Here is a 26,809-nt window from a genome sequence, read left to right as displayed (position 1 = left end):
TTTTTTTGTTTCTTGAAATTAACTGCTGTTTTCATGTTCCAAACTCAAAAAAATAGAAAAGATATATACTAGTTATATATAGCATAGATTGGAGGTATACCATGACGACATCACTTACTAAGCAATACAATTTTAAAATCAATGAATCATCAATGGAACAAGCTAGAGCTATCATTAAGGAAAAAGGAATGACTATGACTGATACTATTAGTCTTTTTATCGAGCAGATTGTACTCGAACAGGATTTGCCAATAAAATCTGCAGAAGATTTACACCGTGAGCGATTAATTCAGGAACTACAAGCCCAATCTGAACGCGCCTTAAGAGAATATGAATCCGGACAAGGAACTTCCTTAGATGATATGAGGCTACGATATGGCTTATAAAGTAATTATTTCGACTGAGGTGATAAAAATACTGTGGCCAAAATTATTGACGGCTTAAAAATTTTAGAAAGCTTTCCTGAAGCTGGCTTTGATGCAGATGAAAAAAATCGAACTTAAAATCAAAAGTAAGTACCCCACATGAGGAAAAATTATCGGGCAGTATATCTTGCTTTACTTTATCGATCAAACTCAAAGAACTGTTTTTCTTTCCCACTTATTCCACACCAAAAGCGACTATATTACCTTGCTACAAAGCAAAAATAATAAAAACTCAAAATCATCATTTTGATGTCAACTGCTCCCTTAATAGCCTTGTGATTATAAAGAATACAGTCTTCATTTTAACTAGAAAACAAAAAAACTTTGCACTCTAGCTAGCCACGAGATGTTTTCTAGAGTACAAAGTTTTTTTATTAGTGCAGATTTACTCTTCCTTATCTTGATTTTCAGTTCCTTTAGTTGTATTGTCTTCCCAAAGGATACGCTCGATACGGTGGAATCCTGACCAACCTTTCTCGGTCTTGTTTTCGTCCATATAGTCTGCCAAACGGAAGTCAATCTTGACATCTGACTCACCAAAACTCTCAGCGATTGGTTCTGAACGCTCATAAGACATACGAATCAATGAATAGACCTTCTTGGCTTCTTCTAACTTACCTTCTTTCAACAGTTTGACAAAGCCTTCCGTATCTGTCAAAAGTTTATCGATTTGCTCTTGCACAAAAGTCTTATAGTCAGCAGTGGCCTTATCAAGCATTTTCTACTTGTCTTCATACAAGGCTGTAACCTTAGATGAATCGGTTGTATCTGCTGATTTTTCAAACCTAACAGCACAAGCTTGTCAATAGCAAGGCTGAAGATAAAAGGACAAAACCTAGTTTTTTCATTGTTTACTCCTATCGGTTCAGGAAACCTGAATTAATTTTACGTTTTATTTTATCATGTTTTCACTCATTTTTTAATAAATTTTCAGAAAATTTAATGTTGGGGGATTTATACTAACAATAGACTTTTAACCTCAAAATTGATAAAATAAGAAAGAAAATAAGATAAAAGGAAACTGTAAATCAACATGATGAACATGCAAAACATGATGCGCCAAGCACAAAAACTTCAAAAACAAATGGAACAAAGTCAAGCTGAACTTGCAGCTATGCAATTTGTTGGCAAATCTGCTCAAGATCTTGTCCAAGCGACCTTAACTGGCGATAAGAAAGTTGTCAGCATTAACTTCAATCCAGCTGTCGTTGACCCAGAAGACCTCGAAACCCTTTCTGATATGACCGTTCAAGCCATCAACTCAGCTCTTGAACAAATCGATGAAACGACCAAGAAAAAATTAGGTGCTTTCGCCGGGAAATTGCCATTCTAATAAAAATCACAAAAACGCATAATGTAAGGTGCCAGACCTTGATATTATGCGTTTTATTGTGTCAAGACTTACTTGATTTCTCCTCGAATCAAGTTTTGTCTCACCTTTATTATATTTTTTCAACTAAGTCTTTTATCATTCGATGTAGTTCTTCTATCTTTTCAGATTGTTTCTCTATTAATATTCTCTGACTAGATAATTCATCTTGGAGTTTATCAAATTGTATCTGTTCATCTGGATTCTCCTTTACAAAAAAATTCGTTAAGGTACTTGTTAACATTCCTATTGTACTAATCCCTACCAACATTAATAAAACAGCTATCCATTTCCCAAAAAGGGAAACTGGAACAATATCACCATAACCAACAGTGGTTACTGTCACAAGAGCCCACCAAAGACTATCTGAGAATGATTTTTCTTCAACTACAGATAAAATTGAACTTCCTACTAGCACGATAAAGATATTAACATACAAGATATAAATCAGGCCATTTGTCCGTAAGAATCTACTAATTTTTCTTTCTAATTTACCTGTAAGTCCAATTATTCTAAGTAAACGAGTCAGTTTCAGTAATTTTGTCAGTCTTGCTAGGCGAAAGATACGTCCTAATCGAAACACTGTAAAAATAGCATTTAAAGGCAGGATAGCTAGCAGATCAAAGATATTTTCAATTATGAATCGCCATTTCTCTTTACTTAAAAAGAACCGCCATCCATAATCTACCACAAAAACACCCCAAAGTAGTAAATCAATAATGTTGTACGGAGGATTGTCCAAATCGACCATCTCAGCAAATCCAAGCAAGACTAGAACAACAGATATCAACGCAAGTATGATAATTGATGTGTCATAGTAATCCTTAAATAACCATTTTCTTTTCACGCTATTTCTCCTATACCATTTTTGAACATTATACCACAACAAATATCTACTAATTTATAAAAAAGAAGGCCCTCGCCTTCTTTTTTATATATCTGTCAATGGTGTTGCGGTATCTGGTGAGGTATCATAAACCTTAAAGTCTACTCCAACTCCCAGATCAGCTTGTGCTAGCTGGTTGACCATGGTCATGTGAGCCAGCTCCTTGATATTGTTTTCCTTAGACAAGTGACCAAGATAGATTTTCTTAGTGCGATTTCCTAGCGTCCGAATCATGGCTTCAGCACCGTCCTCGTTAGAAAGGTGACCGAGATCAGATAGGATTCGTTGTTTGAGTCGCCAAGCATAGGAACCTGCTCGTAAAATCTCTACATCATGGTTGGACTCGATAAGATAGCCATCTGCATTTTCGACAATCCCTGCCATACGGTCACTAACATAACCAGTATCTGTCAAAAGGACAAAACTCTTATCATCCTTCATAAAGCGATAGAACTGCGGTGCGACTGCATCATGACTCACACCAAAACTCTCGATATCGATATCTCCAAAGGTTTTGGTTTTGCCCATTTCAAAGATATGCTTTTGTGAAGAATCTACCTTGCCAAGATACTTGCTATTTTCCATAGCCTGCCAAGTCTTTTCATTGGCATACAAATCCATACCATACTTGCGAGCCAAAACACCCACTCCATGGATATGGTCTGAATGCTCATGCGTAATCAAAATAGCATCCAGATCTTCTGGTTTGCGATTAATTTCAGCAAGGAGACTGGTAATTTTCTTGCCAGACAAGCCTGCATCCACTAAAAGCTTCTTTTTTGGAGTTTCCAGATAAAAGGAATTTCCACTGGAACCCGACGCTAAAATACTGTATTTAAAGCCTGTTTCACTCATTCTAGTCTTCTACTTCATCCTCCCATACTTCTTCTTTCACTGCATCCTTATCATAAGGGAGCACAATTGTGAAAGTTGATCCCTTACCGTGTTCACTCTTGGCCCAAATAAAGCCATTATGCTGTTTGATAATTTCTTTGGCAATAGACAGTCCCAGACCTGTTCCACCTTGGGCACGACTTCTAGCGCGATCCACACGATAAAAACGGTCAAAGATGCGTGGTAAATCCTGCTTAGGAATACCCAAACCTTGGTCTGAGATGGATAAAATCATCTGATCATCAGTTGTCTTCATGGTCACTGTAATTTTCCCACCATCTGGCGAATACTTGATGGCATTGTTAAGAATATTATCAATCACCTGTGTCATCTTATCTGTATCAATTTCAATCCAGACAGAGGTAATTGGATAATCCCTTACCAAATCATATTTTTTCTCTTCATCCTGCCCTCTTATCTGATCAAAACGGTTGAGGATAAAAGTAATAAAGGCAGTAAAGTTAATCAGTTCCACATCTAGGTGACTGGTCGCATTATCAATCCGTGAGAGATGGAGGAGATCCGTCACCATTCGCATCATACGGTTGGTTTCATCTAGAGATACCTTGATAAAGTCTGGTGCTACGGTTTCACACAAAGCTCCCTCATCCAAGGCTTCAAGATAGGATTTAACACTGGTTAAGGGGGTCCGTAACTCATGGCTAACATTGGAAACAAAGAGTCTCCGTTCGCGTTCCTCCTTTTCCTGCTCCGTCGTATCATGCAAAACAGCAACCAAACCCGAAATAAAGCCAGACTCTCGACGAATCAAGGCAAAGCGAACACGGAGGCTCAGATACTCACCATTAGCATCCTGAGAATCAATCATGAGTTCAGGAATTTGGGTAATCAAATCACGAAGTTCATACTCATCTTCAATCTTAAGCAATTCCAGAATACTTTTGTTGAGAACATCTTCTTTCTGAACACCTAGCTGTTTCTTAGCCATGTCATTAATCATGGTAATCTTACCGCGACGATTGGTCGCAAGGACTCCATCCGTCATGTAAGATAGGATGCTATGCAATCGTTTACTCTCTTGTTCCAGATTTTCTTGGGTTAAACGAATTACTTCTGATAAATCATTGAGATTATTGGTAATATTAGTGATTTCAGAGCTTCCCTGCATATCCAATACCTGAGAATAATCTCCTGCAATCAGGTCCTTAACTTTTTGATTGATTTGCTTCAACCGAATATTATCCCGACGATTTTCTAGCAAAAGTAAGGTCACTACTAAAATAAAGCCAAGTAGAATGAGGATAAAGATAAAATCACTGGTTAAAACTGTATCTTTAATTAGTTTAATCATTATTTCTCATATAATAACCAACACCGCGACGTGTTAGGATATATTCAGGACGACTTGGTGTATCTTCTATCTTCTCACGCAAACGTCTGATGGTTACGTCAACTGTTCGAACATCTCCGAAATAATCATACCCCCAGACCGTTTCAAGCAAGTGTTCACGCGTAATTACTTGACCGATATGAGAAGCCAAGTGATACAAAAGCTCAAATTCACGGTGAGTTAAGTCTAGTTCTTCACCGTATTTCTTAGCAACATAGGCATCTGGAACAATCTCCAAGTCCCCAATTTGCAAGGGTTGAGTTTTATTTTCATCTGATTCTTGATTATCTACAGAAGCCAAGTCCGTGCGACGAAGAAGAGCTTTAACACGCGCCTGCAACTCACGATTTGAGAAGGGTTTGGTTACATAGTCATCCGCCCCAAGCTCTAAACCAATAACCTTATCAAATTCGCTGTCTTTAGCTGAAAGCATGATAATAGGTACACTACTTGTCTTGCGAATAGTCTTAGCAACTTCTAAACCATCAATTTCTGGAAGCATCAAATCCAAAATAATAATATCTGGTTGCTCTGCTTCAAATTGCTCTAGCGCTTCACGACCATTAAAAGCAGTTACAACTTCGTAACCTTCCTTGGTCATATTAAACTTGATAATATCTGAGATTGGTTTTTCATCATCTACAATTAATATTTTTTTCATATGTTCACCTTTTTCTCTACTATTATACCAAAAAAATAGCAAGAAGACACAATAGCTAGTCTTTGCTACTGTCTAAGTTGGCTTGTGCATAAGTCTGCCAGATTTTTTGTTGGGGTTTGGCAAGTGGAACATCCTTGAACTCTTCTGGTGAAAGCCAGCGAACTTCCCTATCTGAAAAATCATGGAAATCACTCACCTGACCTGCTACAATTTGAACATGCCATTTACGATGACTAAAGACATGATTAACAGTCTCAAAACAACCATCAAGCCAATCAACTTCTAGGTCATAGTCCTGCTGGAAACTCTCCTCTGGACTGGGGCCAAAATTGACAATTTCTTCTGCAACCTGATGAAATAGGTCAAACTGCTCGTCTTGCGGAAACTCATCTACTTCTATCAAGGGAAAATGCCAAAATCCTGCTAACAACTTTTCGCTTTCATTTTTTTCAAGTAAAAATTGCCCCTGAGTATTTTTGACCACCAAGGCTTTAAGATAAATGGGAACTGGCTTTTTCTTGGGAGCCTTGATTGGATAACGGTCCATGCTTCCATTCTGATATGCCGCACTAAAGTCCTTGACTGGGCTCTCTTCTGGCCTAGGATTTACAGGAGCCTCAATATCAGACCCTAAGTCCATCAAGGCTTGATTAAAATCACCCGGACGTTCTGGATCAATCAAGATTTCCATCATTACCTGAAAAATTTTGCGATTACTTGGAATGCCAATATCCTGATTGACTTCAAACAGACGAGCCAAAACTCGCATGACATTGCCATCTACAGCTGGCTCAGGCAAGTTAAAAGCAATACTGGAAATGGCTCCTGCTGTGTAAGGTCCAATCCCTTTCAAACTAGAAATTCCTTCATAGGTGTTTGGAAATCGGCCACCAAAGTCAGTCATAATCTGCTGGGCTGCAGACTGCATATTGCGTACTCGAGAATAATATCCCAAACCTTCCCAAGCCTTCAACAAACGCTCTTCAGGAGCATTCGCCAAACTTTCCACTGTCGGAAACCAGTCCAAGAATCGTTCGTAGTAGGGGATAACCGTATCCACTCTGGTCTGCTGGAGCATAATTTCAGATACCCAGATATGATAAGGATTGTTACTTCTACGCCAGGGTAAATCTCTTTTATTTTCATCATACCAAGCGAGAAGGTTCTCACGGAAAGACCTAATCTTCTCCTCCGGCCACATGACGATACCGTATTCTTTCAAATCTAACATATCTCTAGTATAACACAGAAGGTTTCACCTGTCTTTTTATCTGATTTATAATATTTTCAATAGATAGTATATAACTTTTCTTTCTACTTAAATATTTGATATGACTTCAACTGAAAATCAATAAAGTATCGGAGAAGGTTATTATCCACTTTCAAGGTTTGATTTTGAGACAAATAATACTCAATGAAAATCAAAGAGCAAACTAGGAAGCTAGCCACAGGTTGCTCAAAGCACTGCTTTGAGGTTGTAGATAAGACTGACGAAGTCAGTCACATATTATATAATCCAAGGTGAAGCTGACGTGGTTTGAAGAGATTTTCGAAGAGTATAAGCTAGAAATACAGTATTATTTAAAATAGTCGATCATCCTACGGATAAACAATAAAAACTCATCTCTCTTATAAAATAATGAAAACACAGATTGATATCATCCTAAAACAAGTAACAAAGGAAAAATAATGTTTTGCCCCCTTTTTGCCCCCTAGACACAAAAAAAGCCTACTGACCAAGCTAGAAAGCTTGATACAATAGGCTTTTTAAAGACTAATTATTTAACAGCGTCTTTAAGAGCTTTACCAGCTTTGAATGCTGGAACTTTAGAAGCTGCAATTGTGATTTCTTTACCAGTTTGTGGGTTGCGACCTTTACGTGCAGCACGCTCACGAACTTCAAAGTTACCAAAACCGATCAATTGAACTTTTTCACCAGCTGCAAGGTAGTCAGCTACTGCTGAAAATACAGCTTCAACTGCTGCTGCTGAGTCTTTCTTAGTCAATTCTGTAGCTTCTGCTACTTTAGCGATCAAATCTTGTTTGTTTGCCATGTTAATGATTCCTCCAAATTAATTTCTAATTAACAAATATAATCATATCCTAAAATCCCTTATAGGTCAAGTTAAAAACGCTGTTTATTCGCATTTTCTTTATTTTTTTAGGAATGGTAACGTACCAAAATAGCCCACGCATTCTCACCTGTATGAGTCTGAATAATAGAACCGGTTTCTAAAACAGAAATTGGTTTTTCAACATAGGTTTGTAAACTTTCTTTCATCTCTTTTGCCCAGTCAGCATTACCAGAATATGAAATTCCAATCTCTGCTACAGAACGTTCAGAGAGAGATGTTGTCAACTCATCTAACCATTTTTTAAAGGTTTTAGCTCCACGACCTTTAACAATTGGCTGCAATTCATGGTCTTTCATTTGCATGACAACACGGATATTGAGAAGTGAGCTCAACAATCCAGTTACACGGCCAATTCGTCCACCTTTTACTAGATTTTCTAGAGTAGAAACACCAATATAGAGCTCCGTATGGTTTTTTACCTCTTCAACGTGAGATAAAATTTCCGCCATATCTTTGCTTTCTTGTGCTAATTTCGCAGCCTCAACAACTTGGAATTTCAAGGCTTGGTCAGTAAAGGAACTATCGATAACTGTCACGTCGGCAGTAGATAGGCTGGCACCTTGGCGTGCTGCTTCTACAGTCCCCGAAAGAGCATGGGACATATGAATAGCAAGAATCTGGCTACCATCTTTGCATAGGTCTTCAAAAACTTCAGCAAAGACACCTACAGGAGGTTGACTTGTCTTAGGAAGATTCTTACTTGCTTGCATCAACTGAAGAAATTTACCTTCCTCTTTCAAATCCGCATCAGAATAAACAACATTATCAATCATTACAGATAATGGAACAATTGTAATATCTAATTGTTTTACTAGTTCTGGTTCAATAGTAACAGATGAATCGGTTACAATCTTAATTTTTGTCATAGTATCAATCTTTCTATTTTAGGATTCAGATTGGTTTTCTTACTTCTAATTATATCAAAAAAAGATTAAAAATCCTAATGGAGTCAATCAAATTTTCCGTAAAAATTTGATATAATCAACTTATAAGAAAAGAGGTGTCCTATGATTAAAAAAATTTACCCCATTTTAACCATTTTACTAGGTGCTGCTATTTATGCTTTTGGACTGACTTATTTTGTAGTTCCCCGTCATCTCTTTGAAGGAGGGGCGACAGGTATTACCCTCATCACCTTTTATCTTTTTAAAATCCCTGTTTCGCTCATGAACTTGCTGATTAACATTCCCCTTTTCATCCTAGCTTGGAAAATATTTGGAGCAAAATCCCTCTATTCTAGTTTGCTCGGAACCTTAGCCTTGTCTGCCTGGTTGGCTTTTTTCGAGCGTATTCCCCTTCATATTGACCTTCAAGGTGATTTACTAATCACAGCTCTTATAGCGGGAATTCTATTGGGAATCGGTCTTGGAATTATATTTAATGCTGGAGGTACAACTGGTGGTACTGATATTCTAGCTCGTATTCTCAATAAATACACTCATATATCAATGGGAAAACTGCTCTTTATCTTAGATTTTTGTATTCTCATGCTCATTCTCCTAATCTTCAAGGACTTGAGATTGGTTTCTTACACGCTCTTATTTGATTTTATCGTTTCTCGTGTCATTGATTTGATTGGAGAAGGTGGCTATGCTGGTAAAGGCTTTATGATTATCACAAAACGTCCTGACCAACTTGCTAAAGCGATTAATGATGATCTAGGAAGAGGCGTTACTTTTATTTCTGGTCAAGGCTACTATAGTCAAAAAGATTTGAAGATTATCTACTGTATTGTCGGTAGAAATGAGATTGTGAAAATGAAGGAAATGATTCATCGAATCGATCCTCAAGCCTTTATAACCATTACGGAAGCCCATGAAATCCTTGGAGAAGGATTCACCTTTGAAAAAGAATAAAAAGAGGTAGTGTAGTGACCTCAAAAGTTAGACTTATTCATCTATCTTTTGGGTTACAAACAACCTCTTTTTTAATTACCCAAACTCTTAAGACCAATTCCGAGCAACTTCTTCATCAGCCTTTAACTGATCCACTAATTGGTCAACTGAATCAAATTTAGTCATGTCTCGAATACGATCAAGCCAATAAACCATGACGGTTTCCCCATAAATATCTTGATTAAAATCAAAAATATTGACTTCAAAACGTGCTTCTTCTCCATCAAAGGTCACATTTTTCCCGACACTAGCCATAGCACGATACTTCTGTCTTTGAATCTCAACATCAACGACATAAACGCCATCTGCTGGCATATAAGTACGATCTAAAAGCACCAAATTAGCTGTTGGATAACCAATAGTACGACCACGAGCATTGCCATGAACCACCATACCTCTTGATGGAAGCGGTGCCCCCAAAAGTTCTCCTGCTTCTTTCACATTTCCATCTAAAATTGCTTGACGGATACGAGTTGAACTAATCTTTCCTTTCTCATCTTCTACAGGTGGAACGATAATGACTTCTCCATCAAAGTAATCCTTTAAGTCTTCTGCCGTTTTTTGGTCAGAACCAAATGTATAATCAAAACCTGCAACAATAATTTTGGCATTCATAGCCTTGATATAAGTTGCAAAAAATTCTTCTGCCGTGAGACTAGCGAATTGACTACTAAAATCAAGGAGATATAATTCTTCTACGCCTTCACGCTTTAATTTCCTCTCACGTTCAGCAGGGTTCAAAATATGTAAAAACAGATCAGGATGATAAGGCTCTAAAGCAATCTTTGGAGATTCATTAAAGGTCATAACGACGATAGGTAATAAATCTTTTCTCGCAGCCTTATTGGCAATGCGAAATAATTCTTGATGCCCCTTGTGTATACCATCAAAATAGCCGAGAACAACGACTGAATCAGATGGTGTACCAATATCTTTTTGGTTTTTTATAGGAATAGTAATAATCATAAAATAATTATATCATAGCGATAGCTTTTTCTGGAACAGAAAATCTAAAATGTCGTTTTTTTAACCTGAAATAGCCATTTTTGCAAAAGGGAGTACCATACAAATATATATTGACTCTGATATACTAGAATTACAAAAAAGGGGAACGATTAACATCATAAGCCATTCTCAATTTATTCTTATCGTATCACAATTCATCATCATCCTTGAGTGAAGAACTGATAGTTGAATAGCCTGCACTAATATCGCAAAAGCCAGCGTTTTCTGACGCTGGCTTTTAAATTGTGAAAAACTTTTCTAAACTAGATTGCTTCTGTAACAAAACTACGACTTTCAAGTACCTTAAGCATGGCATTAGCTGTATCTAGGGCTGTGAAGAGGGGCACCCCGTGTTCAATGGCTGAACGGCGGATTTGCTCTCCATCTTCGTCAGCAGTTCGTTTGGTTCCTACTGCGTTAATGATAGCTTGAATTCTTCCTTTGCGAACAAAACTTGGAATATCCTTATCGTCATCACCAATCTTACCAACAGGTTGGGCTTGCAATCCATGACTAGCAAAGAAGGCTGCTGTCCCTTCTGTCGCGAGAATTCCATAGCCAATATTTTGGAAACGACGAGCTAAGTCCAAGGCTTCTTCTTTGGCATCATCAGCAATAGTAAATACAACATTTCCAAAAGTTGGCAAGTGGAGGTAAGAAGCTTCAAAGGCCTTATAGAGAGCTTTTTCCAAAGTCGTATCAGAACCCATAACTTCCCCTGTTGACTTCATTTCAGGACCAAGTAAGCTGTCTACCTTAGCTAGTTTGGTAAAGGAGAAGACAGGTGCCTTGATATGAACGCGGGTGCTTTCAGGGTAAAGTCCATCTTGGTAGCCAAGTTCTTCAAGTTTTTGACCAAGAATGAGCTTGGTTGCTACTTGAGCCATAGGGATATTGGTCACTTTAGAAAGAAATGGAACCGTACGGCTGGCACGTGGATTGACCTCAATAACGTAGACTTTTTCATCCTTGATAACAAACTGGATGTTCATCATTCCAAGGCAGTTAAGACCGATTGCTAGGCGTTTAGTATAGTCTGCGATTGTTTCTTGCACCTTTTGCGACAAGGTTTGTGGTGGGTAAACGGCCATTGAGTCACCTGAGTGGACACCGGCACGTTCGATATGCTCCATGATACCAGGGATGAGAACATTTTCCCCGTCTGAGATGGCATCAACTTCACACTCTTTTCCAACGATATAAGAGTCAACAAGGACTGGATGGTCAGGACTAGCCTTAACCGCTGTACGCATGTAAGAACGAAGGTCTTCCTCATTTTCAACAATTTCCATGGCACGTCCACCAAGTACATAAGATGGGCGAACGAGGACTGGGAAGCCAATCTTGCGAGCTGCAAGAACTGCTTCTTCTTCATTTGTAGCCGTTTGTCCTGGTGGTTGTGGAATATCCAAATCTTTGAGGGCTTGTTCAAAGAGGTCACGGTCTTCGGCACGGTCTAGGTCAGCGACCTGTGTACCAAGGATGGTCACACCTGATTTTGCCAATGGCTCCGCAAGGTTGATAGCTGTTTGACCACCGAACTGAACGATAACCCCTTTTGGTTGCTCCAAGTCAATAACATTCATAACATCTTCGAATGTCAATGGTTCAAAGTAAAGCTTGTCAGATACAGAAAAGTCTGTTGAAACGGTCTCTGGGTTTGAGTTCATGATGATGGCCTCATAGCCAGCCGCCTGGATAGCCTTAACAGAGTGAACTGTTGCATAGTCAAACTCAACCCCTTGCCCGATACGGATTGGACCAGAACCTAGAACTAGAACGGATTCCTTATCAGACTTGATAGATTCATTTTCCCAACCATAAGTTGAATAGAAATATGGTGTCTCAGAGTCAAATTCTGCCGCACAAGTATCGACCATCTTATAGACTGGGACAATCTTGTTTTCCAAACGAAGCTGGCGAACTTGGTCAGCTGTCGTTTCCCATAGTTCAGCAACCTTACGATCTGAGAAGCCATTGAGTTTGGCAGTTTTCAAAACTTCTAAATCTTGTGGATGGGCACCCAATTCTTGCTCAATTTCAAAGATATGTAGGAGTTTATCGAGATAAAAGATATCGATTTTTGTAAGCTCTGCAATTTCTTCTGGTGTGTAGCCACGACGAATGGCTTCTGATACATAGAAGAGACGGTCATCTTGAGCCTTGACAACCTTTTCAATCAAGGCATCATCAGAAACTGCTGCAAGCTCAGGCATTTCATTGTGGTGAACGCCAATTTCAAGTGAACGACAAGCTTTAAGAAGTGACTCTTCGATGTTACGGCCAATCGCCATGACTTCTCCAGTCGCCTTCATTTGTGTACCCAGACGACGCTCCCCTTTTTCAAACTTGTCAAATGGGAAACGCGGAATCTTGGCAACCACGTAGTCAAGGGCAGGTTCAAACATGGCATAGGTTGAACCAGTGACTGGGTTTATAACCTCGTCCAAGGTCAAACCGACGGCAATCTTGGCAGCCAATTTAGCGATTGGATACCCTGTCGCCTTAGAAGCAAGGGCTGACGAACGCGATACACGAGGGTTTACTTCGATGACATAGTACTTGAAGCTGTGGGGATCAAGGGCCAACTGAACGTTACATCCCCCTTCAATCTTAAGGGCACGAATGATGCTCAAGCTCGCGTCACGTAGCATTTGGTTTTCATAGTCTGACATGGTTTGCGCAGGGGCAAATACGATGGAATCCCCTGTGTGAATCCCAACTGGGTCAAAGTTTTCCATGTTACAAACAACCAAAGCATTGTCAGCTGAGTCACGCATCACTTCGTACTCAATTTCCTTGAAACCGGCAATCGAACGCTCAATCAAACATTGGGTAACAGGTGACAATTTCAAACCATTTTCAGCGATTTCACGCAATTCTTCCTCGTTGGCACACATACCACCACCAGTACCACCAAGGGTAAAGGCTGGACGAACGATGACTGGGTAGCCAATTGTTGCTGCAAAGGCAACTGATTCTTCTACTGTATTAACAATTTCAGATTCAGGAATAGGTTGGTTGAGCTCTTCCATCAATTGTTTAAAGAGGTCACGGTCCTCTGCTTGGTCAATGGCAGATAATTTAGTACCCAGAAGTTCAACACCAAGCTCATCGAGGATACCATTTTTAGACAATTCCATGGCCATGTTAAGACCTGTCTGACCACCGAGTGTTGGTAGCAAGGCATCTGGACGTTCCTTACGAAGAATACGAGTCACAAACTCAAGTGTAATTGGTTCAATATAAACCTTGTCCGCAATTTCCTTGTCCGTCATGATAGTTGCAGGGTTTGAGTTAACCAAAACAACCTCATAACCTTCCTCTTTCAACGACAAGCAAGCCTGGGTCCCAGCGTAGTCAAACTCAGCAGCCTGACCAATAATAATCGGACCAGAACCAATCACCATAATTTTTTGAATATCAGTACGTTTAGGCATATATAAGATATTAAGGGCGTCAAGCGGACAAAGCTAAAATAGGAGTTATGACGAAGAACTGTCAGTTCTAGGAATAACTATCTTTTTAGCACCGTCCGTAGCCCGTATTCAGTTCAGCAAATACGGAGCACCCTTCTCCTTTCTATTCGTCGCCTCTCAGGGCGACATTAAATAAATTCTCCGACGAGCTTTTACTCGTTCTTAGTTTGATTGTTTAAAAGCTTCCATCATCTCGATAAACTCATCAAATAGGTAGCTTGCGTCGTGTGGACCAGGGGCTGCATCTGGATGGTATTGAACAGAGAAAGCAGGTTGGTATCTGTGACGCACACCTTCAACTGACTTGTCATTGATTTCTTCGTGGGTGATAATCAAGTGTTCTGGCAAATCCTCACGGCTAACTGCATAACCATGATTCTGACTGGTGAAGTCTACACGGCCTGTAGCAATCTCCCGTACCGCATGGTTAAAGCCACGATGACCAAACTTCATCTTGTAAGTCTTAGCACCATTTGCCATTGCAAAGAGTTGATGCCCCATACAAATACCAAAGATTGGAATTTTTCCTTGTACACCGCGAATCATATCCAGTGCCTGTGGAACATCTTCTGGGTTACCTGGACCATTTGACAACATAACTCCGTCAGGATTGAGATGGAGAATTTCTTCAGCCGTTGTCGAATAAGGAACAACCGTCACGTTACAGTTACGCTTAGAAAGTTCACGTAGAATTGAGTGCTTGAGACCAAAGTCCACTAAGACAACACTCAAACCAACTCCTGGAGCTGGATAGGATGTTTTAGTAGAAACCTGCTTGATATTGTCTGTCGGCAAGACTGTTGCTTGGAGCTGGTCAGTCACATGGTCCATGCTGTCCCCAACATGGGTCAAGGTTGCACGCATGGTACCATGCTTACGGATAATCTTGGTAAGTGCACGCGTATCAATTCCTGAAATACCAGGAATTTTCTTGGCTTTCAAAAATTCATCCAGCGTCATTTGATTTCGCCAGTTGCTTGCTCGACGCGCTTCTTCGAAAACAACGACTCCCTTACAAGTTGGAATAATGGATTCGTAATCATCACGGTTAATTCCATAATTTCCTACCAAAGGATAGGTAAAGGTCAAGATTTGTCCATTATAAGACTGGTCTGTAATGGATTCTTGGTAGCCGGTCATACCTGTATTAAAGACAATTTCACCTGTTACATCGATATCTGCTCCGAAGGCCTTGCCTTCAAAAATTGTTCCATCTTCTAATACTAGAAGTCTTTTTGTCATATTTTCACCTCTCGTGGACGCTCACTGGCGTCTTTTAACGTCTTGTGTTTTAGTTGGCGTTTCTACTCGCCAGTACGGATTCTAAGATTGCCATTCGAACATAGACACCATTGGTCATTTGTTGGACAATCCGTGATTTTGGTGCTTCAACCAAGTGATCTGCGATTTCTACATCACGGTTGACTGGAGCCGGATGCATAATGATTGCTGTTTCTTTCAAGCGCTCGTAACGTTCTTGTGTTAAGCCATGTTGAGCATGGTAGTCTTCTTTTGAAAAGACTGCACCACTATCATGGCGTTCATGTTGCACACGAAGAAACATCATGACATCCACCTGATCAATAATTTCATCAATAGTTACAAACTGTCCATAGTCTGCAAACTCTTGACTTCTCCATTCCTCAGGTCCAGCAAAATAAAGTTCAGCTCCCAAGCGTTTCAAAATCTGCATATTGGATTTGGCAACGCGTGAGTGGTCTAAGTCGCCTGCAATAGCAACCTTGAGACCTTCAAAGTGACCAAATTCCTCATAAATAGTCATCAAATCAAGCAAGCTCTGGCTAGGATGTTGACCTGAACCATCTCCACCATTGATGATGGAAGTCGTGATCGTCGGACTAGCAATCAACTCTCTATAGTAGTCAACCTCTGGGTGGCGAATCACACAGACGTCAACTCCTAAAGCAGACAAAGTCAGGATGGTATCATAAAGTGTCTCCCCTTTATTAACTGAACTAGTCTTCACATCAAAGTCCAGTCGTTCCAGCCCCAGTTTAATCTCTGCCACTTCAAAGGACTTATGCGTCCGTGTAGAATCCTCAAAGAAAAGATTGGAAACAATCGGATGGTCTTCATAGGGAAGCTGAGCTCCGTTTTTAAACTCAATTCCTCGCTTGATCAATTTCATGACTTGATCGACAGTGAGGTCTTCCATGGACACCACATGGTTCAATGCTTGTTGATTTTCTGACATGGCTACTCCTTTAGCTTTCTAAGCTTCTTCAGTAATCAGAACTCTGTCTTGGCCATCAAGTTCTGTCATCTCTACGATGATTTCTTCAGAACGACTGGTTGGGATATTTTTTCCAACGTAATCTGGGCGGATTGGCAATTCTCTATGTCCACGATCGACTAGAACTGCTAAACTCACGCGCGCAGGACGACCATGACCTACAATATTATCAATAGCAGCACGGATAGTGCGGCCTGTATAGAGCACATCGTCCACCAAAATAACTTCACGGTCTGTCACATCAACAGAAACCAAAGAAGTATCTTCTCCACTTTTAACATCATCACGGAAAGGTTTGGTATCCAATTCCACAACAGGAACTGAAAGATTTTCTAGCTGCTCCAAACGTTCTTGGATACGGTGGGCGATAAAGACACCACGAGTTTTAATACCAGCCAAGACAATTTTATTCAAATCTTTGTTGCGTTCGATAATCTCATAAGTAATACGCGTAATCGCTCGTTTGACGGTCAATTCGTCTACAACTTCTTTTGCCTTCATGACAAACCTCCAAAAAGAAAAGTCTCCTTAAACAAGGAGACTTGAAATGTATAGCTAAGCTAGCCCTACTGCAAACAGTATAGACTTCGCCCTTCTACTTTATCGCGCTCCTTGCCTGCCTCACGGGACAGGTTTAAAGGAATATTTAGTTATCAAATACTATAGCACAAAGCATGCTTAAAATCAAGCAAAAACTTTTGAAACCCCATCTTATAAATTGCTTATAAATTGCTAAAGTCATATAACTGTGGATACTGGTCACACTCTGGATTTTTAGGATGACAAATAGCTCTTCCAAAATAAATCATGGCCTGATGGGCAGCTAACCACTGCTCCGGTGGCAAGATATCCATGACGCGTTTTTCCACCTCAAGTGGTGTCGCTGATTTTTTGACAATATCATGGTGTTTGCAAATACGCTCTACATGAGTGTCTACTGCAAAGGCTGGAATTCCAAAGCCCACACTCATGACAACATTGGCTGTCTTGCGACCAACACCTGCCAAACTCTCCAATTCCTCTCGTGTTTGAGGGACTTGACCATCAAAATCGTCTAGTAACTGTTGGGCACATTTTTTAAGGAATTTAGCCTTATTCCGATACAGTCCCAGGCGAGAAATGTGTGAAGCAATCTCACTCTCTGTCGCTACAGACATGGCTTGTGGCGTTGGAAAGGCAGCAAAGAGACCTGGTGTGGCCTTATTTACCGCTGCATCTGTCGTCTGGGCTGACAACATGACCGCAACCAAGAGTTCAAAATGATTGGTAAAATCAAGACTTGGCTTGGCAGCTGGAAACAGAGCAATGATTTCTTCCAGCACCTTTCGTGCACGTTTTTTTGACAAGACCATTATTCGTCTCCATCAAATAGTCCTTGTAAGCCAGCAAAAGGACTGTTTTCTTCTTTCTTAACTGCTTGTTGAGCTTGGTATTCTTCCTCAGTCATGATTTGCCAGTCATTTCCTGACACAAATCCTTGACCAGCTTCTTCTTCAGCCGTCAAGACCTTGATAGGAATGTTTAGTAGGATATTGTCTGACACGCTCTCAGCAAGGTCAAGTTCTCCATTTTCGATAGGCAAGACCAAATCATCATCTAAAACTTCCTGATCTAGCTGGTTGGTTGCGCCTTCCATGAAAACTTCCGTTACTGGATAAGATTCAACTAACTCAACTGGCTCCATACTGCGACTTGAAGCAAGAACAATGGTATAAGATAGTTGATAATCTAAGAAATACATACGGTCTTCGTACTGTACTTTCCCAACTGCAAAGATATCTTTTACATCTAAAATTTCTTGATTACGTGCATGCAGGTCTGCGGCTAGGTCTAAGGTTTGTTCAAAATGCAAGCCTTCAGACTGCTTACGAATTTCTTGAATATTTAATTTCATACTTCCTCCATAAAGATTTACTCTCTTGATTATACCATGAAAAGGCTACAAATCAGCCCACCAAACTTTGTAATTAAAATTCGATTTTTTTAATATATTTATCACTATATTTTTTGGTGCTATACTATAGGCAAGAATACATGATAGCAAGGATGATGCCCCTATGGAAGACAAAGAACTCATTACAAATGCAACCCAACTCCTATCCGAGTTAAATAAAAGCTACCAAAACTGTAAACAAGGTACGGCAGATGATATTCGACTGCAAGAGCTGCTAAATACTACTCTGCAAGAGCTCAAAAAAGCGGAAAAGTTGAACAACAGTATCTTAATCGACCTTGAGAAATTTTACCAACGTACCAGTCTTCTGATAGGCCTCGGTAGCCTAAAACTGAACGACCAAGCACGCATTGCTTGGCGAAACTACGACAAATTCCATTACGAGCATGTCAAACACGTACTGACTCTTTATGGACCTGTTTTTGGATTTTAGAACTTGGAATTTCCAGTTTTCTGTTGACAAAATTTCCTTAAAGGTATAGTATAAAGATACTAATACTCGGAGGTAAGGGAGACATGAACAACTAAGTCTATCAAATAAAGAACCTTTATTTAGTAGATCTTGTTTTTGTCTCTTTTTGTGTACTCTTTTATGCTCTTTCTTCTGGCATTTTATACTCAATGAAAATCAAAGAGCAAACTAGGAAGCGAGCCACAGGTTGCTCAAAGCACTGCTTTGAGGTTGTAGATAAGACTGACGAAGTCAGTTACATATATCTACGGTAAGGCGACGCTGACGTGGTTTGAAGAGATTTTCGAAGAGTATTAATAGAGTTTTTTTGACATAAACTTTGGCTCTACTAGATAAAGTAGAGCTTTTTGTTATGCACTATTGACATTCTAGAAAGGGCAATCATATGATAAAAATCAATCACCTGACCATCACACAAAAAAAAGATTTACGAGACCTTGTCTCTGATCTAAGCATGACCATCCAGGATGAGGAAAAGGTAGCTATTATTGGCGAAGAAGGAAATGGCAAATCCACCTTACTTAAAACTTTAATGGGGGAAGCTTTGCATGATTTCACTATCAGGGGTGACATCCTGTCTGACATTCAGTCAATAGCCTACATTCCTCAAAAAGTCCCTGAGGACCTGAAAAAGAAAACTCTACACGACTACTTCTTTTTAGATACTATCGATTTAGATTACAGTGTCCTCTATCGTTTGGCTGAGGAGTTGCATTTTGATAGCAATCGTTTCGCAAGCGACCAAGAGATTGGTAGTCTATCAGGGGGTGAAGCTTTGAAAATTCAGCTCATCCATGAGTTAGCTAAACCCTTTGAAATCCTATTTTTAGATGAACCTTCAAATGACCTAGACCTTGAGACGGTTGATTGGCTAAAAAGACAGATACAGAAGATGAGGCAAACTGTTATTTTCATCTCCCATGATGAAGACTTTCTTTCTCAAACGGCAGACACTATTGTTCACTTGCGACTGGTCAAGCACCGTAAAGAAGCAGAAACGTTAGTAGAGCACTTAGACTATGATAGTTATAGTGAGCAGAGAAAGGCTAATTTTGTCAGACAAAGCCAGCAAGCTGCTAACGACCAGAGAGCCTATGACAAAACCATGAAAAAGCATCGCCTGGTCAAGCAAAATGTAGAAACTGCCCTTCGAGCTACCAAAGACAGTACTGCCGGTCGCTTATTAGCTAAAAAGATGAAAAATGTTCTCTCTCAAGAAAAACGCTTTGAAAAGACAGCTCAGTCCATGACCCAAAAACCACTTGAAGAGGAAGAAATCAGACTTTTTTTCTCAGATATACAGCCATTACCGGCATCTAAAGTCTTAATCCAACTGGAAAAAGAGAATTTGTCCATTGGTGAGCGAGTTTTGGCTCAAGGACTTCAACTAACTGTTCGTGGCCAAGAAAAAATCGGTATCATTGGCCCAAATGGTATTGGGAAATCGACTCTGCTAGCCAAGTTTCAACAGCTGCTTAGCGCCAAAAGAGAAATTTCGCTTGGTTTTATGCCACAAGATTACCACAAAAAACTGCAATTGGATTTATCACCAATAGCCTATCTCAGCAAAACTGGGGAAAAAGAGGAACTACAAAAAATCCAATCTCACTTAGCCAGTCTCAATTTCAGTTATCCAGAAATGCAGCATCAAATTCACTCCTTATCTGGCGGACAACAGGGTAAACTCCTGCTTTTGGATTTAGTCTTGTGCAAACCAAACTTTCTCCTGTTGGATGAACCTACACGAAACTTTTCTCCAACTTCTCAACCCCAAATCAGAAAACTCTTTGCAACCTATCCAGGCGGTCTCATCACTGTTTCGCATGACCGTCGGTTCTTAAAAGAGATCTGTTCAAGCATCTACCGCTTGACAGAACATGGTTTGGAGGTAGTTAATTTATAAGATTCATACTCATGAGGATAATTCTTTGCTTTGGAGCACTATTTAAACATTATAATCAGTGAATAAATCTTATATCCACATTCAAGTCAATAATTTCTTGTAATCAACTCTAAATAGACGGATAAAAACTACTTCTAACTATCAAAAAACGAGCACCTCCTCAGTTGGAAATGCTCGTTTTCTTATGTTGCCATGGTTTATAATTACAATGAGAAATAGGAAACAGACTTGAATGGGAAAATCTCCTAGATCTACGACCACAAACTTTTTATCTACCAACTTTTTTATTCTACTGGTTTTTCTTAATTTCCAGTACTTGTTGTAGATTCTGCTGTTTCCTTTTCTGGAACTGATTCAGCAGATTTAGAATCTGTTGCGTTGCTCGGTTTGTTTTCGTCACTGGCAGTTTCACTGTTAGATTCTGCAGTTGCTAATGTTTCAGTTTCGGGACTTATCTTATCACCATTTGCTTCAGCATTTGTTGCTGGACTTGCTTCTTCACTCGCGCTTGATTTTGACTTGATTTCTTGATTCAAGATCAGAATAGCTTTTGTCAATTCAAGTAAAGCAGCTTTATCTTTACTCTTAGCAGAAAGTTGATCTAGTAGAGTATCCACCTTATCAAAGTTCTCATCAGAACCCTTATTGTTTTCTAAGTAAGCGTGAAGTGACATGAGGATATCATAAAGTTTTTGATAGAGTACAAGTGTCTGAGGATCTTGCTCAGCATTTTCTTTCTCTTGTTGAAGGGCACTAGCGATACGAGTCAAGACATCTTTCACCTGGCTGTTTACTTCATCCAAATCTGCATCAGCCTTGTTTGTAGCAGCTTTGAGATTTTCTACTTCTTCTGCCAAAGATTGTCTAATTCCTTCTTCTTGGATTTGCTCTAAGAGTTGAGTTGCCTTGCTCAAAAGACTTTCTACTTGTTCCTTGCTGACATGATTCATATGCTCTTCAGGCATAAAGTCTCCATACAATTCTTTCAAGAAGCCATAAATAGCTGTCTTGGCACTTTGATTATCAACTTTTTCAGTATCTAGAACTGTCTGACTTGATTTCGCAGTAGTTGGCTGAGCTTTCAAAGCTTCTTCCACTTCTTGTTTTGCCTGATAGATGCTTGGGAATAATTTGTTCAATTCTGCTGCCTTAAGGAAGGATTGAGATTGATACAGGGTCCAAGTCAACTGAGCTACTTTGTTTCGAAGTTCATCACTCAAACGACCGTCATTTACATGTTCGTAGAAATACTTGATGTATTCCACTGTTGTAACGCCTGTTCGGTCATTAAAGTCTTGAAGAGCTTGAAGTTGTGATTCAACCGCTGCTAAACCAGCCTCATCTTTAGCCAATTTAGATTCTTGGAGTCGAACGAGAAGATCTTTCTTTGGAAGTCCATAAGAGTCTGTATCCAGTGTATTGATTTTATCAATCAAGGCTTGATATTTTTTATCTAAAGCACTTGTTTCAGTAGGCTTGACACTCTCATCAATATGGATATATTGCTTATCAAAGAGATCAAGTGTCGCAAGATAACCTGCTGTAGAGTTAGTTGCCAGTTTCTTCATGTTTTCAGTAAACTGACCTAAGGCTAACTCAATCTGTCTTTGTTCGATAGGCTTGTCTTTGTAGATACTTCTGCTATCAGCTAGAAGTTGATCTACTTTTTCCAAGACTGCCTTCTCATCAAAAGCTCCAGGTTGATAATTGGATTGTAGGGCTGGAATCTTGTTTTTCAAAGCTACTTCATAGCCCTTCGTTTGAACCTTGATGTAGTGATTGTGGTCGCCATGAGGAATCACAAAACTACCATTTTCTACCTGTAAACTATAAGGAGACACACCATCTCGCAAAGCAGTGGTATAGAGTTCATTTAGGAAATCAAGTTCTGGATTTCCAGTTTGGAGTGGAAGTCGAACGTGTTCTTTACGAACAGCATAGGGATGGATATGAGTTGGATCGTAGGCTTGGTCTGGATTTCCAAAAACAAAGAATCCGTTTGAAATTCTAATAGCTTCAAGTGGAACGCCATAAGTTTTAGAGATATAAGCAATCTTTTCTTCATCACTAGCATCTCTTGAGAAAGACTCTACCGTTTTAGCAAGAGGTTTTACAGGCTCTGCATCATGATGTGTTTTCAGATGATCTTGAGCTGCCTTAATTTGCTCTGATGTCAAATCCTTCTTGAAGAAGTAATGATTGTGGTCTCCGTGACTCATGACAAAGCCTTGTTCATCCTCACTGATGACACGATTGGCATCAAAACCGTGATCATGGTCTTCATCATGATGGTGTCCATGATGATCTTCATCGTGATCGTTATCATGAGCTGGATTTGGTGTTGCTGTATTTGCCTCTTTCAAGTGGTCTTGCGCTGCCTTGATTTGATCAGCAGTCAAATCCTTCTTGAAGAAGTAATGATTGTGGTCACCATGACTCATGATAAATCCTGCTTCATCTTCAGCAATAATACGATTGGCATCAAAACCGTGCCCATCTTCTTCATGTTCCTCATGTGAAGTTCCTGGATTGATTGGAAGAGATGGCGAAGGTGTTGTTAGACCATTATTTGGAAGAGTCGGTTGACCAATTTGATTCGACTTAGGAATGTAATGGAAATGATCACCATGTCTGACGATATAAGCTGTAGCTGTTTCTTCGACAATATCTTTTGGATTAAAGATATAGCCATCAGATGTTGAAGGAATTTCCTTATTTAACGTTGAAGAAGCATTATTCAATATAGATGGATTACTTGGAAGACTTCCTAGACTAGACGCTACTTCATGATGTTTTTCATTTGTAGAGACCGTAGAATCAGTTCCACCGATAGGCACCATTCTAGCAATCTTTTCTTCTAAAGGAGAGAGCTTGCTGTAAGGAATAAAATGATAATGGTCGCCATGCGGAATCGCAACTCCATTTGGTGTACGACTGATAATCTTAGCAGGGTCAAAGACTAATCCATCTGATTCACTGTAACGTTGGTCACTAGGCGAATCATAGAGTTCTTTCAATAGACTTTGGAGATTTTCAACTTTGCTTTCTGGCTTGCTAGTTGATTCTTTCTCTATAGCTTGATTAGTATTATCACTAGCTGTTGAAGAATAGCTTAACTGGCTCGGTTGCGTATTTTTACCAGCCAGATGAGCTTTAGCGGCTGCTAATTCACTAGCAGACAAATCACTTTTTGGAATGTAGTGATAGTGTCCTCCGTGAGGAACGATATAAGCATCACCAGTATCTTCGATAATATCAGCTGGATTAAAGACATAACCATCATCTGTCGTATAGCGTCCCTGAGACCTTGCTACAGCAACATCAGAGCTGACCTTCTCATTATCTTTGACATGTTCTTGTTTTTGACGATTGATTTCATCCTTGGTTCGAACATTATCAGCATGAGCTGCATCTTTCAGGTAGACATAATATTTTCCATCGACCTTGATGATATAACCACCCTTAACCTCATTGATAATATCAGCATCTTTAAGTTGATAATTAGCATCTTTCATCAGAAGTTCTTCACTGAAAATCGCATCATAAGGTACTTTCCCATTATAGTAATGATAGTGATCACCGTGTGACGTTACATAGCCCTGATCTGTAATTTTGATGACAATTTGCTCAGCCTGAATTCCTTCTTTCTGGCTAACCTGATCTGGTGTCAAGTTTTCACTTTTCTGACTTGACTGGCTACCATCCACATAAGAAACACGATTATTGTCCTTATTTTCCTGCGAGCGATGCTGGTTCAGTGCATATGCGCAAAGACTTAAGGATACGATAACAGCTGATCCAGCTGCTATATATTTTTTACTGAATTTCATAAATCCCTCATTTCAATAAATGATGAAGCTATTTCTTAACTTCTTTTCTCGGTTAAACAGTTTTTCTAAACCGGTTATTTAACCATTTAATTAACCAGTAAATAGTTTACATTTTTTAAGTTTATCTGTCAAGATTTTTATGTTATTTTAATCATGACCACCCCTAAAACGGGTGGTTTGCCTGTCTCACACCTGACTTAGCGAAACGGACTGAAAGTCACGTAATCCAAAATATCGCCCCAGCTGGAGCGATATTTTTATTTTTTCTTTTTAGATGGTGTGTGGATAGCAATCTTCACTTCAAAGATTGTTCCTTTCGGTTTATTATCTTTGACAGTAATGGTTCCTTTTAAGGCATCTACAATTTGCTTGGCTAGGGATAACCCTAAACCAAAACCACCTTTTTGGCGGGTTCTAGCCTTGTCCACTCGATAAAAGCGATCAAAAATTTTCTTCTTATCTTCTGTGGAAATACCGACTCCATTATCAGAAACAAGTAAATACAGATTGCGATCAGTCGCCGAGATAAGAAAATCAATTTCACCATCCTCTTCAGTATACTTGACAGCATTATCAAATAAGATGGTCATCAGTTGTTTCAAAAGAAGCTGATCTGTGACAATCGTTCGATGAATCCGATTTTCAAAACGGAAGACACGATCATTTTCCGAAGCAATCATTTCATAGTTTGTGAAAGTCGTATTGAAAAAACTGGTTGGAACTTCTGCAAGTTCCGGCTTAATCCCATCATCTCTACGAGCTAAATTCAACAAGTTCGTCGTCAAAAACCGCATATTTCGGACTTCTTCCAAACTAGAGGCAATGCTTTCGCTCACATCCATAATGGTTGCTTCTGGCTTACGAAAAAGGGTCTCTAAGCGATTTTGCAAAACTGCGAGTGGAGTTCGTAACTCATGACTAGCATTTTCCACAAAGGACTGTTGCTTCTGCATGATCTCAAGCAGGGGCCTAACACTGACCCTAGCTAGATAGAGACTTGCAAGTAAAGATAAAATCCAGAAACTTGCCATCACAATCACAATCAATTTCTCGTGCTTTTGACTGGCCTGCTCCAACTGACTGGTATTAATCAAGATAGCTGCATACTTGATATTGGTTGAAACCGAACTGATATTCGTTTCCATCAAAATCATGCGATAGATTTCTTCCTGTCCATAGCTATTAAAAACCTGAATCTGGTAGATATGGCCTAATTCTTTCTTTTCTAACTTAATCTTATCCAATCCCAAAAATCGATTTCCAGAAAGGAGTTGGGTAAAATTTTTATCAAAAAGAATAACCTCCGTATTGGAACTGACATTGGGTTTTACCTCAGTCTTGCTAGTATCTGTAGCGGCATTCTCTAAGTCTTTAATCTCTTCAGTTGCCCTATTTACCGCAAGCTGAATAACTGCCTGAGGATTTTCACTCAGTCCATGAAGCTTATCATCCACCGAAGTATAAAGACTCGAATGCATGACCTGCAAAATAATCAGAGTCATGGTGGAGAAAATCAGAGTGAAGACACCAAAGTTGCGGATAAAATAACTAAAGTCATCCGCATACCATGTTTTTTTTAGTTTACTGAACATCTTTTAAAATATACCCAACACTGCGCAAGGTTTGCAAATTCTCTGCAAAAGTGGTTCCTTTTAATTTCTTACGGACTTTTGAAACATAAACTTCGACAACCGAAATCGTTGTATCACTATCAAATCCCCATAGACGATCAAAAATCTGAGTCTTAGGCAAAATAACATTTTGATTTTGAAGGAAATAAACCAGTAAATCAAACTCTTTACCTAGCAATTCGACAGGAGTATCTTCAACCTTAACGGTATTGGTTGACAAATTAACTACAATATTTCCATAAGTCAAGGTATTTTCATTAAACTTACCTGAACGTTTGAGAAGGGCCTGAATCCGCATTTTGAGTTCTTCTAAGTAGAAAGGTTTGGTCAGATAGTCATCCGCTCCCAGTTCAAATCCATGTCCCTTGTCATCCAAACTTTCCTTGGCAGTCATGATCAGAACTGGAGTCGTAATCCCCTTTTCACGCAATTCTTTCAAGACTTGGAAGCCATTTTTTTCAGGCAACATCAAATCGAGCAAAATCAAATCATAGACGCCACTTTCAGCTTCGTAGAGACCTTCTTCCCCATCAAATACCTGCATGACATCCGCAAAATCATCTAAAAAGTCAAATACTGAATTTGACAGGCCTAGGTCATCCTCAACCAATAAGATTTTTATCATGAGAAACTCCTCCTTATTAAAACCATTATACCAAATTTGC

22 protein-coding genes and 2 pseudogenes are annotated in these 26,809 nt (G+C 39.4%); 6 read left to right on the top strand and 18 right to left on the bottom strand.

Translation table 11 applies throughout. The annotated features are described in order from the left end of the window. Positions 1-101: 101 nt before the first annotated feature. Positions 102-386 carry a type II toxin-antitoxin system RelB/DinJ family antitoxin gene (locus O3650_RS00530; RefSeq protein ID WP_203176278.1) on the top strand — a complete coding sequence of 95 codons (285 nt, stop codon included), beginning with the start codon at positions 102-104 and terminating at the stop codon, positions 384-386. After that, positions 376-675 (top strand): annotated as a pseudogene (locus tag O3650_RS00525) (type II toxin-antitoxin system RelE/ParE family toxin). Before O3650_RS00530 ends, O3650_RS00525 begins: the two are co-directional and overlap by 11 nt. A gap of 153 nt (positions 676-828) precedes the next feature. On the opposite strand, the pseudogene O3650_RS00520 reads toward O3650_RS00525, so the two are convergent. Continuing rightward, positions 829-1,273: pseudogene (locus O3650_RS00520) on the bottom strand (imelysin family protein); the annotation flags it as partial. A gap of 185 nt (positions 1,274-1,458) precedes the next feature. Between O3650_RS00520 and O3650_RS00515 the strand changes: the two are divergent. Further along, the gene (locus tag O3650_RS00515) at positions 1,459-1,758 is read left to right on the top strand and encodes a YbaB/EbfC family nucleoid-associated protein (RefSeq protein ID WP_203176279.1); all 300 of its coding nucleotides are present in this window, start codon (positions 1,459-1,461) and stop codon (positions 1,756-1,758) included. Between the two features lie 109 nt (positions 1,759-1,867). On the opposite strand, the gene O3650_RS00510 is transcribed toward O3650_RS00515, so the two are convergent. The 7 genes from O3650_RS00510 to O3650_RS00480 form a co-directional block, all read right to left on the bottom strand. Next, on the bottom strand, positions 1,868-2,641 hold the full coding sequence (locus tag O3650_RS00510; protein WP_203176280.1) for a potassium channel family protein: 774 nt from the start codon (positions 2,639-2,641) through the stop codon (positions 1,868-1,870). Between the two features lie 84 nt (positions 2,642-2,725). Next, on the bottom strand, positions 2,726-3,535 hold the full coding sequence (locus O3650_RS00505) for an MBL fold metallo-hydrolase (protein WP_000004961.1): 810 nt from the start codon (positions 3,533-3,535) through the stop codon (positions 2,726-2,728). Between the two features lies 1 nt (position 3,536). Further along, positions 3,537-4,886: a cell wall metabolism sensor histidine kinase VicK gene (vicK, locus tag O3650_RS00500; protein WP_261083172.1), complete on the bottom strand. Its 1,350-nt coding sequence runs from the start codon at positions 4,884-4,886 to the stop codon at positions 3,537-3,539. After that, positions 4,879-5,586, bottom strand: coding sequence for a response regulator YycF (gene yycF / locus O3650_RS00495; RefSeq protein WP_000722071.1), 708 nt, complete (start codon positions 5,584-5,586; stop codon positions 4,879-4,881). The genes vicK and yycF overlap by 8 nt, the downstream gene beginning before the upstream one ends. Positions 5,587-5,641: 55 nt before the next feature. Next, positions 5,642-6,817, bottom strand: coding sequence for an A/G-specific adenine glycosylase (gene mutY / locus O3650_RS00490; RefSeq protein ID WP_371491298.1), 1,176 nt, complete (start codon positions 6,815-6,817; stop codon positions 5,642-5,644). A gap of 547 nt (positions 6,818-7,364) precedes the next feature. Beyond that, the gene (locus O3650_RS00485; RefSeq protein WP_001284642.1) at positions 7,365-7,640 is read right to left on the bottom strand and encodes an HU family DNA-binding protein; all 276 of its coding nucleotides are present in this window, start codon (positions 7,638-7,640) and stop codon (positions 7,365-7,367) included. 107 nt (positions 7,641-7,747) lie between these two features. Then, a complete protein-coding gene (locus O3650_RS00480) occupies positions 7,748-8,587 on the bottom strand; it encodes a DegV family protein (RefSeq protein WP_261071616.1) in 840 nt (279 codons plus the stop codon). A 141-nt stretch (positions 8,588-8,728) separates the two neighbouring features. Between O3650_RS00480 and O3650_RS00475 the strand changes: the two genes are divergently transcribed. Next, on the top strand, positions 8,729-9,577 hold the full coding sequence (locus tag O3650_RS00475) for a YitT family protein (protein WP_101782020.1): 849 nt from the start codon (positions 8,729-8,731) through the stop codon (positions 9,575-9,577). Between the two features lie 87 nt (positions 9,578-9,664). On the opposite strand, the gene O3650_RS00470 is transcribed toward O3650_RS00475, so the two are convergent. The 7 genes from O3650_RS00470 to O3650_RS00440 form a co-directional block, all read right to left on the bottom strand. Next, a complete protein-coding gene (locus O3650_RS00470) occupies positions 9,665-10,582 on the bottom strand; it encodes a bifunctional riboflavin kinase/FAD synthetase (RefSeq protein WP_050261572.1) in 918 nt (305 codons plus the stop codon). Positions 10,583-10,884: 302 nt separating this feature from the next. Then, positions 10,885-14,061 carry a carbamoyl-phosphate synthase large subunit gene (gene carB / locus O3650_RS00465; protein ID WP_261071644.1) on the bottom strand — a complete coding sequence of 1,059 codons (3,177 nt, stop codon included), beginning with the start codon at positions 14,059-14,061 and terminating at the stop codon, positions 10,885-10,887. 201 nt (positions 14,062-14,262) lie between these two features. Continuing rightward, positions 14,263-15,342, bottom strand: coding sequence for a carbamoyl phosphate synthase small subunit (locus tag O3650_RS00460; protein ID WP_077805018.1), 1,080 nt, complete (start codon positions 15,340-15,342; stop codon positions 14,263-14,265). Between the two features lie 49 nt (positions 15,343-15,391). Continuing rightward, the gene (locus tag O3650_RS00455; protein ID WP_261140456.1) at positions 15,392-16,315 is read right to left on the bottom strand and encodes an aspartate carbamoyltransferase catalytic subunit; all 924 of its coding nucleotides are present in this window, start codon (positions 16,313-16,315) and stop codon (positions 15,392-15,394) included. A gap of 18 nt (positions 16,316-16,333) precedes the next feature. Beyond that, the gene (gene pyrR, locus O3650_RS00450) at positions 16,334-16,855 is read right to left on the bottom strand and encodes a bifunctional pyr operon transcriptional regulator/uracil phosphoribosyltransferase PyrR (RefSeq protein WP_004257972.1); all 522 of its coding nucleotides are present in this window, start codon (positions 16,853-16,855) and stop codon (positions 16,334-16,336) included. A gap of 221 nt (positions 16,856-17,076) precedes the next feature. Beyond that, positions 17,077-17,706, bottom strand: coding sequence for an endonuclease III (gene nth, locus O3650_RS00445; RefSeq protein WP_153193336.1), 630 nt, complete (start codon positions 17,704-17,706; stop codon positions 17,077-17,079). After that, positions 17,706-18,248 carry a DUF177 domain-containing protein gene (locus O3650_RS00440; RefSeq protein WP_153193334.1) on the bottom strand — a complete coding sequence of 181 codons (543 nt, stop codon included), beginning with the start codon at positions 18,246-18,248 and terminating at the stop codon, positions 17,706-17,708. Before O3650_RS00440 ends, nth begins: the two co-directional genes overlap by 1 nt. Positions 18,249-18,411: 163 nt before the next feature. Here O3650_RS00440 and O3650_RS00435 point away from each other — a divergent pair, with 163 nt between their 5' ends. After that, complete coding sequence (locus O3650_RS00435) at positions 18,412-18,741, top strand: hypothetical protein (protein ID WP_060805711.1); 330 nt, start codon at positions 18,412-18,414, stop codon at positions 18,739-18,741. 424 nt (positions 18,742-19,165) lie between these two features. Next, positions 19,166-20,683, top strand: coding sequence for an ATP-binding cassette domain-containing protein (locus O3650_RS00430; RefSeq protein ID WP_153193333.1), 1,518 nt, complete (start codon positions 19,166-19,168; stop codon positions 20,681-20,683). Positions 20,684-20,985: 302 nt separating this feature from the next. On the opposite strand, the gene O3650_RS00425 is transcribed toward O3650_RS00430, so the two are convergent. The 3 genes from O3650_RS00425 to ciaR form a co-directional block, all read right to left on the bottom strand. Beyond that, the gene (locus tag O3650_RS00425; RefSeq protein WP_153193331.1) at positions 20,986-24,513 is read right to left on the bottom strand and encodes a pneumococcal-type histidine triad protein; all 3,528 of its coding nucleotides are present in this window, start codon (positions 24,511-24,513) and stop codon (positions 20,986-20,988) included. A 257-nt stretch (positions 24,514-24,770) separates the two neighbouring features. Continuing rightward, the gene (gene ciaH / locus O3650_RS00420) at positions 24,771-26,105 is read right to left on the bottom strand and encodes a two-component system sensor histidine kinase CiaH (protein ID WP_371491292.1); all 1,335 of its coding nucleotides are present in this window, start codon (positions 26,103-26,105) and stop codon (positions 24,771-24,773) included. Then, positions 26,095-26,769: a two-component system response regulator CiaR gene (ciaR, locus tag O3650_RS00415; protein ID WP_000590639.1), complete on the bottom strand. Its 675-nt coding sequence runs from the start codon at positions 26,767-26,769 to the stop codon at positions 26,095-26,097. Before ciaR ends, ciaH begins: the two co-directional genes overlap by 11 nt. Positions 26,770-26,809: the final 40 nt, after the last annotated feature.

The organism is Streptococcus sp. 20925_1_24 (assembly GCF_041432335.1).
Taxonomy (GTDB): Bacteria; Bacillota; Bacilli; order Lactobacillales; family Streptococcaceae; genus Streptococcus; species Streptococcus mitis_BM.
This window is presented reverse-complemented; position numbering and strand designations above follow the sequence as displayed.